The following is a 16,975-nucleotide window of genomic DNA, read 5'->3' on the forward strand; positions in this document are numbered from 1 at the left end:
CTTAACAAGTTGCGATTGGATTTACACGGTGCTCCGATAAGGTGTGACCTTGCGCATCAATTACATGCACGGCACAGGCCAGACACGGATCAAAAGAATGCACCGCCCGAAGCACTTCCAAAGGTTGCTGCGGGTCGGCCAGTTTCAAGCCGACAATGGCTTCTTCATAAGGCCCACGAACGCCCTGACCATCTTTGGGCGAGGCATTCCAAGTCGTGGGGACCACCGCCTGGTAATTCTTAACCTTAGCCTCCTGAATGCGGATAAAATGACTCAACATACCTCGCGGCACTTCCAAAACCGCTCGCCCTTTGGTTTCAAGCGGTAAGGCTTCAAAATCGTACTTCGTCCATGTGGTTTCATCGTAATATTTAATGTTTTCAATCAGCTCACTGACAAATGCAAAAATCAGATCACACACCACTTCGGCCTCAACGGCACGTGCGGCATTTCGGCCAATGGCGGAAGAGAAATCCATCAGCTCCAAACCGGTTTCATCCATAAAATGCTGCATATAAGGGCGTACCGCCTTAGCATTTTTCACATACCCAATGATCATTCTAGCAGCCGGCCCGACTTCCATTGGTTGCCCTTGATAACGCGGGGCTTTAATCCAGCTGTATTTCCCTTCGGTCTTCAAGGTTCCATCCGCATTCATATCGGTGTAATCCGGCTCCGTGGTTTCATCATAGGGGCTGGTCGGAGCCTCATCGGCATACCAGGAACGAGAGGCTTCTTCGGTAATTTGAGTGTCGTCAAACGGTTCTGTTTTCGAGAAATCATGTCCCCAGATAATGCCACTGGCAAACAACGGTTCATCATCCGACAATTGATAGCCTCCCGAACACATAAAATTGCCGTGGCCGCGACCTTCTCCGGCTTTGATATTGTCGCCATAAGCGGCCACCACCATTTTCATATCCGGCAGATACGCCCGTTTTAGAAATTCCTGCATGTCTTTGATAATGAAAAGATAGTCGTTCAAACGCTGCGGATTCAGCATGTCCATCACGCTGGTCACCCCGCCGACCACCAGATTTTGCGGATGTGGGGTTTTGCCCCCGAAAATGGCGATGGCTTTACTGACTTCCCTTTGAATCCGCAGTGCTTCCAGATAATGGTTCATATGAATCAAATTTTCTTCCGGCGATAACTTGTATTGGGCATGCCCCCAATAGCCATTGGCGAAAAGCCCTAAACGACCGGCGTTAACAAAATTCGCCAGCTTTTCCTGCACGGCTGCCAAATCCCCTTGCGAACAGTTATACGGGTGTTTATGCCATTGATGGGCTATTTCACTGGCTTTGTGACAATCGGCTTCCAATGCGCTGGTAACATCCACATAATCCAAAGAGTGTAAGTGGTAATAATGTACGAGATGATCTTGCACAAACAACGCTAGGGAAATCAGATTGCGAACGATTTCAGCATTGCGCGGCGGCACGATGTCATAAGCATTTTCCACCGCACTGATTGACGCACGATAATGTGAGTTGGTACAGACACCGCAAATACGCTGCGCAATCAAACCGGTATCCCGAGGATCCCGACCTTTCAAAATGGTTTCAATCCCGCGAAACAATTGACCGGATGCCCAAGCTTCGGTGACGGTATTGTGCTCATCGACTTCAATTTCAACCCTTAAATGCCCTTCAATTCGGGTGACCGGATCAATTACAATTTTCTGTTTTTTAGTGGCTTCTGTCATGACGTCAACTCTTTTGGCACATTGATTACTTTACGATTATTGGCAAATTCATCGAAGGCGACTTTACCTTTGCCGCAGGCGATACAGCCATGACCAACTTGCACCGGCCAGGACGTTCCTTCATTGAATTTCATTTGCGCGCAATTCATATCGGCGTAAGGTCCTTTACACCCCATTTCAAACAGGCACCAACCTTTTTTGGCGCCTTCGTCACCCCATTCTTTGACAAACTCACCGGCATCATAGTGTCCACGACGTTCGCAGTTGTCATGCACGCGAGGCGCATAGGCCCAAACCGGTTTGTTGTTTTCACCCAGTTCGGGCATTTCTGCAAACATAATGTAATGCAACAAAGTGCCGACCACGTTAATCGGATTGACCGGACACCCCGGTAAATTGATAATGTCATCACGGCCTAAAGCTTCGGACACGCCAACCGCACCGGTCGGGTTCGGAGCGGCCGCGACCACCCCGCCATCAAAGGCGCAAGAACCAACCGCCATGACCGCGGAAGCATGTTGCGCCACACGTTTTAACAATGCTTCCCCCGTTTCGCCTTGGGGGCCGATTCGCAGAAAGTTGCCGCCCATGCCTAACGGTACCGCACCTTCCACAATCAAAATATAGTCGCCCTGGTCTTCTTCAATCAATTGATCCAATCGATTTTCAGAGTGGGGGCCGGAAGCAGCCATTAATAATTCATGATAATCGAGTGAGATGAATTTCAAAATCAGTTCGTCAATCGTCGGGTTGACCGTTTTGATAAAGGCCTCGGAATTACCTGTACAATCCGCCAATTCAAGCCAAATGACGGGGACTTTATTTAAATGCTGGATACTTCGATACACCAGATTGTCATACTCTGGCGGCAGTTGTAAGTTCAACGTCATCATCGACACCCAACCATTAAAGTCCTGCGCTTTATCAAAGGATTGCAAGGCCGCTTCAAAATCGGCCATATCAATTTGATTGGATGGATGTAAACGGTTGAACTTTTCCAGTCGCTTTTCCACTTTTTTGATTTGCGCGGCTTTTGCCGCTGCTTCACGTTCTGCCTTCTTACGTTCGACTTCAGCTTTATCGACATGGGCATGCGCGATCAGGTTGGCGACATCTTTTTTACAACGTCCGCACACGCGTCCAGCTTCGGAATAAGGCTTCAGTTCCGCAAAACTGGTCACCGCTTCTGCCTCGATGAGGTCAACCAAATCTTTCTGATAACTGCCGGTGCAACTGCAGACCAGCCGTCCACGTTCATTCTCATGACGATTGTTGTACAAATAAGAAGCATCAACGTTTTCATTTTCAATGATCAGCTGCTTGAGATACAACGCGTCCACATTGGAATTGACGCCAATAAAGCGCATCAGCTTCTCATTATTGAGAATGTATTGGTCGATACGACCTTCTTTTTTAGAGCGCAACAACACCACTTCATTGTCTTCATCGTGCATATTGTAACGAGGAGATACCACGTCAATAAATTCAAACGCACCGACTTTCAAACCGTCTATCGCCACTTCACGATGGAATTCCGCAGGCTCGGTTTTGAAGATATTACTGACGGCCACATCCGCTTCTAAGCGACATTCTTTAGCGTGACCGGCACTAAAGCCGCTTTCATCAATTTGCGCGGCTTCACCGACAGCGTAAATAAACAAGTCTGAGGTGCGCATGGTACGATCCACCAGCACCCCTCGATCACATTCCAAAGACGACCGTGCAAAGTCGATGTTGGGGCGAATCCCAATCCCGAAGATCAGCAACGGATCATCAATTTGGTGTTGCTTGGTTTGCAACACCGTCATATGACCTTTTTCAACCGTTTTATCGACAATCTCATCATTGAACGACAAAACAATTCGAGGATCTTCTTCAAAAGTTTTTTGCATCAATGCAACGCTGGAAGGGTCTAAATCGCCGGAATAGAGAGATTCATCCCGTACAATCAGGTAAATACGCTTCGGTGCGGGCATATCCATCAACGTATCCAAGAGTTCCAGCCCAATTGGACCGGCACCGATAATCACCACGTTGCGGTCCTGCAAATTTTCAGCAATTTTAAAGCTGTCATCCGCGCTGCGGAAGGTAACGGCATTATCAATATGTTCAATATCAAACAAGGTTTTGGGCTGAGAACCCGAGGCAATGATGAGATAGTCGTATTCGAATTGGCTTTGTTCGGTAATGACGTGTTTGGTCTGTCGGTCAATGGCCGTCACTTCTTGGTTCAGCATCACTTTGACGTTAGGGTTCAGTTCCAGCGTAATATCTTGAATACAGGAGGTTCCCGAAACCAAATCGCATAAATGAATACGATCATAAGGCGCATACGACTCTTTGGACAAGATCAGCACTTCCGTGGCTGGATCTTTTTCCAAAATCTGGTTGGCTAAATAATCCGCTGCGATTCCGCCGCCAATGATGACAATTCGCATGATTCCCCCCTCATAATGATGACGCTTTTTTAAAGTTCAGCTCACCTGAAATAAATACTACGCCATTTCCAACTGCATTAAAAACATCTCTTTGCCATCCGTTATCGTTACTCGATCACTCTGGCAAGCTGGGCAGACATAATGATGTTCTGACAATCGGTTGGTTTCTCCACAGCCTAAACAAAAGACCTCTACCGCTTGAATTTGCATATCCAGTTCCGCTCGCCGACAAACCTCACTGGTTTTTTTAAAGGCTTCAAATGCGGTTTGTAGCAGATACGGCTCTACACCACTTAACTGTCCGACCTTGACCGAAACTTTAGAAACTTGGCATGCTCGGTGTTCCTGAGCCAGGCTTTCACACTGCTCAATCAGCGCCTGAACAATAGAATATTCATGCATCGCCTTTGCACTCGCTTAACAAATTCTGGGCAATAATTCGCCCTTAGGTAATTCTAAAACCCGCTGGCTCCCCCAAGGGGTTTGCAAAATGACCAGGCCTGGCTGAAATTCGGTCACTTTTCCAATCATCGCTGCCTGCTGAGTAAATTCAAATTGTTGAAAAACTGCTAACGCGTCTTCAACTTGTGAACAGGGCAGACTCATCACAAAAGTGCCTTCATTTGCAAAGTCATACGCCTCAAAACCCAACAGTTCGCACAACCCTTGCACGGCATCCGAAATTGGAATTTTATCTTCCTCCACTTCGATACAGACCTGTGAGGTTTGTGCCCATTCATTCAATACAGCGGCCAAACCACCGCGGGTCGCATCTCGCAGCGCATGCACCGACAGCCCTTTATTTATAAGGGATTCAACCACTGGCCATAACACCTCACAGTCACTTTTCAAGTCGCTCTGCAGATTCATATTGTCACGTGCCGACATCACCACCGCACCATGTCGTCCAATGTCTCCCGAGATTAAAATGGCATCCCCTTTTTGCAGTCGATGCGCCGAAGGAACCGCTTGAGGGTTGGTTGGTACCTGCCCGATACCTGACGTATTTATAAACAACTTATCCACAGCCCCTTGTGGAACGACTTTGGTATCACCACACACAATTTTCGCATTGGTTTTTTTAAGCTCTTCGGCCATGCTTTTGACCACCTTTTCCAAGGTGCTAAAAGGCAACCCTTCTTCAATCATAAATGCACAGCTTAAATATAACGGCGTTGCGCCCATCATCGCCAAATCATTTAAGGTGCCGGCCACGGCTAGATTACCGATATTTCCCCCTTGGAAAAACAACGGACTGACGGTAAAGCTGTCGGTGGTAAACGCGGTGTTGCCTTGCAGGGAAAGTACGGCGGCGTCTTCCGATTTTAATAAAATCTCATTGCCGAAATGACGATAAAACAATTGTTGGACGAGCTGCTGACTTTCGACTCCACCGCCGCCCTGGCTAAGTTCAATCACTTTCATGCTATGGCTCGTTTTTTTTCAAGCGTTTTTCCTTTAGGCAAGCTCACCTCAGCATAACGATAATACGCATTACAGGCGCCTTCACTGGACACCATGCAACTGCCTAAGGGCCGTGACGGATCGCAGCCTCGACCAAATACCTTGCAATCTTGTGGTTTGGCGACACCTTTAAGAATATCCCCGCAAATACAGAGTTTATGATCGTCAATCGGTTTATCAGACAATTCCGCTTTAAAAACCGTTTCGGCATCCAAAAAACGATAGGGCTCTTTTAGTTGCAGTGCACTGAGCGGAATATCCCCTAATCCACGCCACCGGAAATGAGCGCGAGGTTCTAGATAGGTTTCCATCACCTGCTGCGCTTTTTGATTACCCTGTTCTGTCACCGCCCGTGAATACTGAATCTCAACCTCATGTCTTTCTTGAAGGGCTTGCTCGACAATCATCAGAATACTTTGCATCACATCCACCGGTTCAAACCCACTGACAACAATCGGCATTTGATATTGAGCCGCTAACGGCTGATAAATTTGCGCGCCGCTGATGACGCTGACATGCGAAGGACCGATCAACGCATTGATCTGACAGTCTTTATCCGACAAAATGGCTGCTACAGCCGGGGGTACCAAGACATGATTGATATGAAAAAAAAGATTGGGGAGTTTCAGGGTCAGCGCTTGCTGAATGACTGCTGCCGTCATCGGCGTGGTGGTTTCAAACCCTATGGCAAAAAACACCACCTGTTTATCCGGGTTTTCCTGGGCAATTTTTAAGGCATCCAATGGCGAATACAAAGCTCGAATGTCGCTACCTAAAGCGCGCTGCTTTGCCAAACTGGTTTTGGAACCGGGGACGCGAATCATATCGCCCAAGGTCAGCAAGATGGTATTTGGCATTTTCGCTAAGGCAATGGCGTGATCAATCCGTTCTTTCGGCATGATGCAAACAGGACATCCAGGGCCATGAATGAATTCGATATTGTCAGGCAATAGTTGATTCAGACCATACTTCATAATAGTGTGGGTATGGCCACCACAGACTTCCATAATACGAAGGGGAGAACTTAAAGAATGCGCCGCTTGTTGAATTTTCTGCGCCAACGCCTGAATGGTTTGAGGCTGCCGGAACCCTTGATACAAATCTTGTAATTGAAGTGCCGTCGTCATAAGGCTTCGACCTCGAGAGATTCATGAATCTGCTGATACAGCTTCAAACTTTCCAAGGCATCTTCTTGATCAATCTTATTCATAGCAAACCCGACATGAATCAAGACATACTCTCCGATTTCAACGGGTTCCGGCATCAAGTCTAAGCTCACTTGACGCTGCACCCCCATCGTATCGACTGTCGCGATATTAGTGGCATCAATCTGAATCACTTTTGAAGGAATCGATAAACACATAATCAGCTCTGCCAGTTTTCCTTATCCGCGCATTTTGCGTTTGAACTCAATCCAATCAACCAACCGCTGAACGGAAGCCGGATCTTTGGTCGACAGTTCTAAAATATCCACATTGGGCTTGAGTTTTCTGGCCATCGCTTTTGCCGCTTCGATATCAAACTCAAAATGCGGTAGCAAATCCACTTTACTGATGATGACCAAGTCCGCTTGATGAAACATGACAGGGTATTTTTCAATCTTGTCATCGCCTTCCGGCACCGACACCAACACCACATTCAAATGACTTCCAACATCGTAACTGGCCGGGCACACCAAGTTACCAACGTTTTCAATGAAACATACGTCCAGGCTGTTCATCGGCATCGCATGCAACCCTTTGTGCACCATAAAAGCATCCAAATGACAGGCCGAACCGGTTTGAATCTGATAGGCTGGAATCCCTTTGGCTTCAATGCGCTCTGCATCTCGGGAGGTTTGCAAATCACCTTCAATCACGCCGAATTCAAACGGGCGCTTGTCAAACTCGGCCAACCCCTCCAGTAAGCTGGTTTTACCACTGCCGGGGCTGCTCATCAAATTAATTGCTAAAACCCCTGCTTTCTCAAAATGCGCGCGATTATGCATGGCCTCATGATTATTCTTATGCAGAATATTTTTAATCACATCCACCGTTTTTGGCTCATTTAACTGTGGGTTATCATGCACATGAGCATGGTCGTGAGAATGAGTATGTGGCTCTTCAGCAACATCGGTAATGGAACAACCGCAATCTTCACACATAATCTTTTCCTTTAACTTCTTTGAGAATTAAAACCATAACATCTGCGTGCCAACCATGATGGAGCCAACACCTAACCCTCCGAACACACGTCGTACATTCGTTAGTGAATTTAGCCAATAACGGTTCAGCAGCAAAATAACGCCCCCGAAACTGATAAACACCAACATGACGCCCAAGGCAAACAAAGCAACCATGCTCAAAGTAACTTCCTGATGGCTGACCAATCCAAGTGTAATCAGCATGCCTCTAACACCACCGATCCCCATCAATACCCCTAAACTGAGTGCCGGCATCATCTCGGACCAACGATGTTGGTGACTTCGTGAAAAAGTGATGTGAATATGCTCTTTGCCGTCATGGGTGTGTTTATTCAATAAAATTCGATTGCTCAAAGCCATATACAGTAGATAGACACCCATCATTACAATCACACTGGCAGAAATAATATCTCCATAGTCAGTGTACGCCTGAAGACCTGGCACATTTTGCAATAATTTGGCAAACAAAAATAAGGTCACCCCATGTCCGACAGCAAACAACAACGTGACGGTCATGGTTTTTTTGATGTTTTTACCAATTGAAAAATCGGCAATCGCCGTTAAATGATCCGGTCCCATTGCATGCAGTACACCATACCAAAAAATAATCAACAAGCTCAACTCCATATTAAGTTACCTAATCTTATTTCGTATTCATGTCATCAACTCATTGCATTCTTTTGTCATTATCCATGTCAACTAAAGCACGGTTAATCAATTTTTTTAACCGATAGGGCACATAATCATACGCCCCGGAATTGACCATACGTTTCCCGATTTCATCCCCATCGCCATTCACAAACACAATACTGGGAAAAGTCGTCACGTTATACAATTCGGCAAAAAAACTGTTTTTTACCTGCTCACCGTAAAAATCTCGTGTTTGGGTGTTCTTCGCATCGGTACGAATTTCAACCATATGCACATAACCATCAAGCAACCCATTTTCAATCATCGGTAAAATCGCCGCATCCTTCAGCTTTTCACAAGCACCGCACCGCACGCGATTAAAATAAATAGCGATGGGCAACTTGTCCTGTTTTGCTTTTTGACCGAGTTTGGAAAAATCTTCAATCGTATTCAGACGCCACTCATCTGCCTTCACAGTGGTGGAAAAGCCTAACGTCAATAAAAGAATTAAATAGAAAAGCTGAATCAATTTCATAAGCTGTCTCGCGTTTCCTAATTTGAAGCCGTGGTTTGCTCGATAAGGGACTGAATTTTCTGTACCGTTAACGGATCATCCCATTCATGCCCACCAAATAAAGCATAACGAATTTTGCCGTTGCCATCGATCAAGTAAGAGCTCGGATAAGCAAAAACTTGCCAGGCCTGCACGGCCGATCCTTTCGGGTCGAGTAAGATTGGAAAGTTCACCGGATGTTGTTTCAGAAACGCCTGAATGGCAGGTTTATTCTCTGCCAAATTCGCAGCTAGAATTTCAAACGGTTGACCTTTCAACATCGTCTTCAATCGTGTCATTGAGGGGATTTCATGCACACAAGGGGGACACCAACTCGCCCAGAAATTCAGTAAAACGACTTTCCCACGATAAGCTTCCAACGCATGCGTTTGAGCGTTCATATCATTGAGCTTTAGATAGCGTTGCTGAGACCCAGAGTAAGGCTGCAAACCGGTTTTGTCAGTTGGTTGAGGAGAAGATTTCGTCCTGACCACGCCCTTCCCTTCCCCGGATTGCACATTTTGCGCCAGAGCAGACTCGCGAAAGACCGGTAAGTAAGGAGACAATGTTTTCATCGCTTGCATCAGATCCGATGCCAACGTCTGTGCTTGTTTCTGCTCGACAGGAAGCGCGTCAGGACGAAAATAATAACGATCCCGAACCTTGGGCAACAAGCGAATAAAGACATCTGATCCTGACAAGCTCAATTCCTGTTGTAACTGGGGTAAATGCCAACGCCAAGGAGACAGTTCAGACTGAATAACGTAAACTGGGGCATTAACCTGTGACACCGTCGGCCAATATTTCGCTTGTTGGCCTGCTTGAGGCGTTTCAATATAGAGATTAGGGTTCAGCAGGACCACGCCAACCATCGAGGTTGACGTTTGCTGGAAAGATGCGAGCGCTTTAATCACCAATGATGCACCTTCATTCGAACTGATCACAAACAAAGGTATCTCATTGGCATGTAGTCGGGCGATTTCCCGTTCAATAATATTGGACGGAATTTTTCTCAGACTGCTAGAAGCCACCGGCAGGAAATAACTTTCAAATAGATTTGGCATGGTCACAGTGAACCCTGCATCGGCTAACTGTTCGGCTACCTTCTGCTCTTCCTTAAGCACCCCATGCTCGGAAGGCACCCACAGCACGTTTGCAATCGGCTTAGTGGCAGGATACACCTCTGATTCCAACGTTCCCTCTAATGTATGTTCATGCTGAACTTCTGCAACAGCAACATGAAATGCATTGATGCAAAACCATCCGAGCAGGAACCCAATATGCATTTTATGATTCAACATGATCCTGTCCTTTTTGTCGGCAACCTTTTAACTTAACAACATTATACGCAAATTATTGCTGGGTAAATATACGGAGCGATTTTCTTTAAAAATTTTGGCGTTTCTTTTATAAATTCCGGACAAATTTTATTGAATAATAACAGAGTAACCGCTATATTTGATTTTATGTACTCGGTCAGCAAAGGAAGGCATGATGTCTTGGTGGAAAAAACAACTGGGAATACTCTTTTTCTGCCTATGCAGCACTCCTCTCTACGCACAGAGCTTGTTGTTTGCGCCTGAACAACTAAAAAATGCCCTCACCAATAACAGCGTGACCATTTTGGATGCTCGATCCCCTGATCAATATCAACAAGGCCATATTCCAGGGTCACGCAACTTTCCTGTCGACTGGACCTATCAACACAAACGCCTCAACGGTAAAATCATCTCTCCCAACCAGGTTCAAATTATTTTGCGCCGACTGGGATTAGATAGAGAAATGCCGATCGTAATCTATGATGAAGGCGCATTGGTCGATGCGGCTCGCCTATTCTGGACATTAGAAGTTTACGGATTCACCCATGTTCAAGTTTTAAACCAAGGATACGATTACTGGGCTGCACAAAATTATCCCATTAATGAAGAAGTGCCGAAGGTGCGCCCAAGTGACTATGTCCCGGTCATCAACCACAAACGATTGGCCACCAAGTTTTCGACACAAATCGCCACACAAAACCCAAATCAAGTCGTGATTGATGCCCGTCCTGAGCCGGCTTATATGGGGTTAAAATCGCATGCCAAACGGTTCGGGCATATCCCGAAAGCGATTAATATTCCAGCTTCTCATAATATTGATTCCAATAACCACTTTGCAAAGATTTCCTCGGTAACGCAACTCAAAAACGTTTATGCCCATATTCCGAAAGATAAAAAGGTCGTGCTGTATTGCGCCATCGGTCGCATTTCGGCAACCAACTACCTGGCATTACGTGAATTGGGCTATGATGTGGCGAACTATGACGCCTCCTGGTTGGAATGGGGCAACGACTTTTCTCTCCCAATCGTCAACCCTTCTCAATCTGAAGCGAAAAAGTAAGGAATAGAGCATGTGGCGTAAACTCAGCATCAAAGTTCAACTGATGATTTGGATTTCAGCCGTGACCTTTATGATTGCGATCGGTTCTTTAGGCATTGCGTTTTGGTTAGATATGAAACAACGAGAAACGTTGGCGGTAAGTTTATCCACTACCGTTAATGCTGCCTTACGCCATGATTTATTGAAAGGCATTGTGTCCAATGACGCCAGTGTTTACTCAGATCTCAGTTTTCGTTTGGCCGGATTCCAACAGATTGATCGGGTTTTATTGCTGGATGACCAAAACCAGCCGGTATTTAATTACCTACATACCCACAAAACGTATCAAGACCTGGTTGACCGAAGTACGGAAACCCCACAGTTTCATGGAGAAGATTTATTTGTCAAACATCCTCTAATAGAGGACGGTCACCAATATGGGTCCGCTGTTTATGTCATCGATATGATGTCTTTTTCAACCCAGTTCCAAAAGCACTTAATCTTTTTATTCATCGCTTTACCCTTAGAGTTATTGCTGGCACTGCTCTTTACTTGGTGGATAAGTCGAAGCTACAACCAACCTTTCACTCGATTAGTCGAAGCGATGAAAAATAATGACGTCAGCCTCAACCGGTTTTCTCCTGTGCATACGGATGCTAAAAATGAAATTGGGGCGCTTTTTAATGGCTATAACGAAATGATCCATAAAATAGAAGCCACGACTGAGCAAATGCGTTATCTTTCTGAGCATGATGATTTAACAGGTCTTTATAATCGTTATTACATTGAACTGTTGATTCAAAAAGCCCTTCAAGACGAAACTACCCAACATCATGTATTATTAAATATCGACCTAGATCAGTTCAAACTGATCAATGATGCCGCAGGTCATAGTGCCGGCGATGAACTGCTGAAAATGGTGGCGCACAGCTGCCAGGACATTTTACCTGACAGTGTTTCCATGGCCCGTATTGGCGGGGATGACTTTTATATCTTACTCCCGAATCATTCTGAAAAAATTGGTAAGGCCATCGCCGAAATGCTGCTGGAACACTTGTCAGATTTTCGTTTTAGCTGGGAAGGTCAAGCCTATTCTGTATCGGTCTCCATTGGTATGGTGGCTTTCAAACCTTATGAATACACTCTGGAAGAACTGGTTAAAGCAGCCGATTCCGCCTTCTATTCCGCCAAATCTTCTGGACGTAATAAGCTTCATATTTTCCACTCGGAGGATGAAGAGTCTCAATATCATAAACATGAAGTACAAATCGCCAGTTACATTAAAGAGGCTTTGGCGCAGTCGCCTGTATCCAAGCCGCCTAAAAAAACCGCCTATTTCGAATTGTTTGCACAAGGCATTACCCCCTTACAACATAATAACCACGATGAGGTCAGTTATGAAATCCTAATTCGTTTACGCGATATGAATGGTAACCTGATTGCACCCGATGCGTTTTTACCTACCGCAGAACGCTATCAAATGATGGCCGATATCGATGGGTTTGTGCTCACTCAGTACTTAAACATGGTGCAATCGTTACCAACCCATTTAACCAAGCTGCATAAAGCCCATATCAACCTGGCAGGCTCCAGTCTCAATAATGCAGATTTCCAAGCACGCTTAAAACAGCTTGTGAGTGAACACCCTCATTTCCCTTGGCGTAAGCTGGAATTGGAAATCACTGAAACCTCTGCTGTGGGCAACTTCAATCAGGCCATGCCGTTTATTCAATACTGCCAGGCACTAGGGATCGGGCTCGCTCTGGATGACTTTGGTACCGGGATGTCCTCTTTTGAATACCTAAAGAGCCTTCCTTTTGATGTGATTAAAATAGACGGCAGTTTTGTCAAAGACATGCACTCGGATCCCAGCGACAAGGCGGTCATCCGCTACATTCAAGAAATCAGTGCCTTAAGAAATCAGGAAACAGTGGCCGAATATGTGGAAACACAGGAAGATGTGGATGCCCTAACTGAAATTGGGATTACTTATGGACAAGGCTATTTCTTGGGTCGTCCCAAACCTCTTACAGAATGGCTGACATAAAGGATTGCTATGCTGATTCGATTACTGCTATATTTTATGCTCGGGCTGTTTCTGATCTGGTTTTTCAACGGTGGCCTGGAAAAAATCATGACCCCACCCAGTGATCTTTCCAGCATTCCTGAGCAACAGAACCCTTATCAAAAAACACCTGTCACCAAGCCGCTAACGCCTTCCATGGTGGAAGCACAGGAGCGCGAAGCCATGCTTTATCTGAATCGCATTCGCCAAAGCGTACACCTGACCTCATTGCAATACCAACCCGCATTGTCAAATGCTGCACGCCACCATGCGAACTATTCTTCACTCAACAATCTTCAAAGCCACGAAGAGCAACCCAACCTTCCAGGATTCAGTGGCCACACCCCTACAGAACGCGCTTTTAGTGCAGGCTATCAAAGCCCGGTTGCCGAAGTCATTGCATACAACCACCGCCGTCCACATCCTTTTATTGATGACTTGATGTCTGCAATCTACCACCGCTTGTCTTTACTGGACATGACCAAAGATCAAATCGGTGTCGGCATTTCTGGCAATGGCGAAGGGCCTGTCAATTCAAGCTTAACGGCTTTACTGGGCAATCAAGCATTAAATGCCTTGTGCCAATCGCCTCTATCTCCTAAACCTGGAACTTATTATTACCAGGAGGTCTGTCAAAACAATCGTCCTGTTTCAAAGCGGGATTACGATCAAGCCTTGAATCAGGTCGCGAAAAACAACCCCAAACTGATTACTTGGCCCAACCCTGGTGGAGAGGTTTCTCCCGTTTTCTATGAAGAGTCTCCTGATCCATTGCCGGAATGTAATGTCTCAGGTTATCCGGTTCATATTCAGATCAACCCGATTTATGCCGGACGTATCGAATTTCTGAATGACAGCTTTAAAGTCTTTGAACAGAAAAATGACGAACTGATTCCCATCGTCGCCGAAACCATTTTTGACAATCAAAGCAACCCTGTCAGAGAATTAAACGCCCTAACAAACCATTCAAAACCATCTTCAAAAAAAGACCGCTGGGTGGCTTTTTTCCCAAAACACCGTTTGAATTGGAGCAGCCAGTATCAAGCTGAAATCCAATACAAAGAAGATGGACAACGCAAAACCCAACGCTGGCAATTTACCACGCCAAACCAGCCAGGCCTGGTCACTTTTTCGGCCGAAAAAGCACAAAAACAGACGCTTAAAATTAAAAAAGGCCAGACCTATACGTTGTACTTCCCGCCTAGCCAGTGCAAAATGGCGTCAACCATTGTGATGCGCAAACAAATACCTAAGTCCATTGAAGTCAGCAGCCACTTTATTGATGGCGAAACCATTCAGGTTACCTTGAATGCTGCGCCATTTGGCGGTGCCTTTTCTATTGCCTATGGTCCCAGTCAAACCTTGATACGGTTTGAAATTGAAACCGATTAGGATGAGGTTTCCTCTCCTGTCAGTCTTGTTGCGCTAGAATATGATTATGACTCAAGCCTCCCCTGACTTAAAAAACTGGTCCCAGCAACTGCACAATACGCTGACCTTTCACCGTCATCGAGCCTGTTTGGTTCTAAGTGGCGAGCTTAGCTGGCAACAACAGATGCTCAATACTGTCATCCAGCCCGATACAAAAGGGCTCTTTATTGGCTCTCACTCCTTACATCTTCAAGCCGAAGCCACGCACCCTAAACAGCTCAAATTATTACTGGGACAGGAAACCGATTTCGCTATTTTCCGCGCGGAAGAAGGTATTGAAGCCGATGCACTCGGAATCGTCAGCGGCATGATTCGGGCAGGGGGATTGTGTATCATCTGTTTGCCAGACCAGGCCACATTTAAAAACTTACCGAACCCATTACTGAAACACTTTCTGAATTTCCCTTTGACACCGAAAGACAGTTTAAAAGGGTTTAACCATTATCTCTGGCAACAATTACAACACACCGCTTTATGGTGCACACCACACAATCCTTTACCCGACTTATCCGTCTTGAAACCAGCCACGGACAGCTTGGAGTGGCAAGGCGACAAAACGCCGGACCAAGTGATGGCTTTAGACGCGATTCATCATGTTGCTTATGGTCATCGAAAACGTCCATTGGTACTCACCGCTGACCGAGGACGAGGGAAATCCACAGCTCTAGGATTGGCTTGCGTTGAGTTGATTCGATCCGGCAAAAAACATATTACGCTCACGGCGGCACGGTTGACACAAGTACAGATGGCATTCAGAGCCATTGAAGAACAAATCGATGCGTTAACGTATAACGGGTTTGAATGCATTGAAAAACGGCCAGGCCTGGTGGTTTTTGAACACAACAATCAACCCTATCGCATTGAGTTCAAAGCGCCTGATGATTTGATTGCGAAGACAAATGTCACCGACATTCTGCTGATAGACGAATCCGCACACTTACCCTTACCGATGTTAAAACAGCTTTTGCAACAGTATTCCCGGACGGTTCTGGCGACCACTCAGCAAGGCTATGAGGGATCAGGACGAGGGTTTCAACTCAAACTCTCACACTATTTGACCCAACATTACCCAGGTTGGAAGCCTCTACAAATGAAGACACCGATTCGATGGCATGCTCAAGATCCATTGGAAAAAAGTGTCAACCAACTCTTATTGTTAGAAGAAGCGCTGCCCGAGGTCAAATCCCATCAGAGCTCACCAATTGAAGCCTGCCAAATAGAACGCTGTTCCGTTTTGGAATTGTTGGATTCGTCAAAAGGTAAAACTCGACTCAAACAAATTTTTCAATTGTTAACGCAAGCGCACTACCAAACACGACCCAATGATTTAATGCAGATTTTGGAAGTGCCGAACCAACAACTTTGGGTTGCACAGGTATCGGGTCAAATCATCGGTGTGGTACTGGCTGTTGAAGAAGGATTGCTGCCGCAAGATTTGGGTGAAAATCGTCGTGCGCAAGGGCACTTATTTCCTCAGCTCATGGCTAAGAATACAGCAGAGCGTTCCTGGCTTGCACTCAAAACTTTACGCATTCAACGGATTGCTGTGCAGTTAAATGCACAACAGCAAGGCATTGGCTCACAACTGCTCAATGAATTTCTGCAAGCCAATCAAGCTGACTACGACTGTGTAACCACCAGCTACGGCGCAACTCCAGAATTGATCCAGTTTTGGCGCAAACACCAATTTGTTCCCTTACATCTAGGGCTCAAACGAGATAAGGCCAGTGGTATGCACTCTTTAGCGATGTGTCGGCCCTTTTCCGCCACTGCTAAGGCATTGACTGACTCGACCTTAGCCGCGTTCCAAAACCAATTTGCCTGGAATCTGACCGAGAGTTTTAAAGGATTGGAATCAGCACTGGTCATCACATTACTGCAAGGGTGTGACTTTCCCATCGTTTCTTTTCCTAAAGGTTACTTACAACAACAGCCTTATGAAGTGGTGGCGTATCAATTACGACAGTGGACTTTAGCCCACATCAACCACTTGGCGACACAGCCTTTGGCGGAAAGTTGGGTTGAAAAAGTGTTGCAAACACACCCTTGGCAGCAGGTGTGTTTAAAAGAAAGTTTGAATCGAAAAGCGCTGGAATTCGAATTTAAGGCTTGGTTAAAAGCACATCTTTAAGCGCACAAATCATTC

General features: G+C 45.9%; 14 protein-coding genes. 4 read left to right on the plus strand and 10 right to left on the minus strand.

What is annotated here, in order from left to right:
• Window position 1 precedes the first annotated feature (1 nt).
• From GHNINEIG_RS10740 to GHNINEIG_RS10785, 10 genes are read right to left on the minus strand one after another with little or no spacing between them, the layout of a single operon-like run.
• The gene (locus tag GHNINEIG_RS10740; RefSeq protein WP_135796648.1) at window positions 2-1,708 is read right to left on the minus strand and encodes a nickel-dependent hydrogenase large subunit; all 1,707 of its coding nucleotides are present in this window, start codon (window positions 1,706-1,708) and stop codon (window positions 2-4) included.
• Window positions 1,705-4,146, minus strand: coding sequence for a hydrogenase small subunit (locus GHNINEIG_RS10745; RefSeq protein ID WP_135796649.1), 2,442 nt, complete (start codon window positions 4,144-4,146; stop codon window positions 1,705-1,707). Before GHNINEIG_RS10745 ends, GHNINEIG_RS10740 begins: the two co-directional genes overlap by 4 nt.
• A 57-nt stretch (window positions 4,147-4,203) precedes the next feature.
• Window positions 4,204-4,548 (minus strand): hydrogenase maturation nickel metallochaperone HypA, encoded by a 345-nt coding sequence (gene hypA / locus GHNINEIG_RS10750; RefSeq protein WP_135796650.1) that lies wholly within the window; start codon window positions 4,546-4,548, stop codon window positions 4,204-4,206.
• Window positions 4,549-4,563: 15 nt separating this feature from the next.
• Window positions 4,564-5,571 carry a hydrogenase expression/formation protein HypE gene (hypE, locus tag GHNINEIG_RS10755; RefSeq protein ID WP_135796651.1) on the minus strand — a complete coding sequence of 336 codons (1,008 nt, stop codon included), beginning with the start codon at window positions 5,569-5,571 and terminating at the stop codon, window positions 4,564-4,566.
• On the minus strand, window positions 5,568-6,737 hold the full coding sequence (gene hypD, locus GHNINEIG_RS10760; protein ID WP_135796652.1) for a hydrogenase formation protein HypD: 1,170 nt from the start codon (window positions 6,735-6,737) through the stop codon (window positions 5,568-5,570). Before hypD ends, hypE begins: the two co-directional genes overlap by 4 nt.
• Window positions 6,734-6,973 carry a HypC/HybG/HupF family hydrogenase formation chaperone gene (locus GHNINEIG_RS10765; protein WP_135796653.1) on the minus strand — a complete coding sequence of 80 codons (240 nt, stop codon included), beginning with the start codon at window positions 6,971-6,973 and terminating at the stop codon, window positions 6,734-6,736. The genes hypD and GHNINEIG_RS10765 overlap by 4 nt, the downstream gene beginning before the upstream one ends.
• Before the next feature lie 21 nt (window positions 6,974-6,994).
• The gene (hypB, locus tag GHNINEIG_RS10770; protein ID WP_135796654.1) at window positions 6,995-7,753 is read right to left on the minus strand and encodes a hydrogenase nickel incorporation protein HypB; all 759 of its coding nucleotides are present in this window, start codon (window positions 7,751-7,753) and stop codon (window positions 6,995-6,997) included.
• Window positions 7,754-7,780: 27 nt separating this feature from the next.
• Window positions 7,781-8,407 (minus strand): hypothetical protein, encoded by a 627-nt coding sequence (locus GHNINEIG_RS10775; RefSeq protein ID WP_223260885.1) that lies wholly within the window; start codon window positions 8,405-8,407, stop codon window positions 7,781-7,783.
• A 52-nt stretch (window positions 8,408-8,459) separates the two neighbouring features.
• Window positions 8,460-8,957, minus strand: coding sequence for a thioredoxin fold domain-containing protein (locus GHNINEIG_RS10780; protein WP_135796656.1), 498 nt, complete (start codon window positions 8,955-8,957; stop codon window positions 8,460-8,462).
• A 17-nt stretch (window positions 8,958-8,974) separates the two neighbouring features.
• On the minus strand, window positions 8,975-10,276 hold the full coding sequence (locus tag GHNINEIG_RS10785) for a TlpA disulfide reductase family protein (protein WP_135796657.1): 1,302 nt from the start codon (window positions 10,274-10,276) through the stop codon (window positions 8,975-8,977).
• Between the two features lie 190 nt (window positions 10,277-10,466).
• Here GHNINEIG_RS10785 and GHNINEIG_RS10790 point away from each other — a divergent pair, with 190 nt between their 5' ends.
• Genes GHNINEIG_RS10790 through GHNINEIG_RS10805 form a run of 4 tightly spaced genes read left to right on the plus strand, consistent with a single transcriptional unit; the run spans window position 10,467 to window position 16,960 of the window.
• Window positions 10,467-11,354, plus strand: coding sequence for a sulfurtransferase (locus GHNINEIG_RS10790; protein WP_223260886.1), 888 nt, complete (start codon window positions 10,467-10,469; stop codon window positions 11,352-11,354).
• Between the two features lie 10 nt (window positions 11,355-11,364).
• Window positions 11,365-13,380 (plus strand): EAL domain-containing protein, encoded by a 2,016-nt coding sequence (locus tag GHNINEIG_RS10795; protein WP_135796658.1) that lies wholly within the window; start codon window positions 11,365-11,367, stop codon window positions 13,378-13,380.
• A gap of 9 nt (window positions 13,381-13,389) precedes the next feature.
• On the plus strand, window positions 13,390-14,790 hold the full coding sequence (locus GHNINEIG_RS10800) for a CAP domain-containing protein (protein ID WP_135796659.1): 1,401 nt from the start codon (window positions 13,390-13,392) through the stop codon (window positions 14,788-14,790).
• 46 nt (window positions 14,791-14,836) lie between these two features.
• Window positions 14,837-16,960 carry a GNAT family N-acetyltransferase gene (locus tag GHNINEIG_RS10805; RefSeq protein WP_189636884.1) on the plus strand — a complete coding sequence of 708 codons (2,124 nt, stop codon included), beginning with the start codon at window positions 14,837-14,839 and terminating at the stop codon, window positions 16,958-16,960.
• Window positions 16,961-16,975 lie beyond the last annotated feature (15 nt).

The organism is Hydrogenovibrio crunogenus (assembly GCF_004786015.1).
GTDB lineage: Bacteria > Pseudomonadota > Gammaproteobacteria > Thiomicrospirales > Thiomicrospiraceae > Hydrogenovibrio > Hydrogenovibrio crunogenus.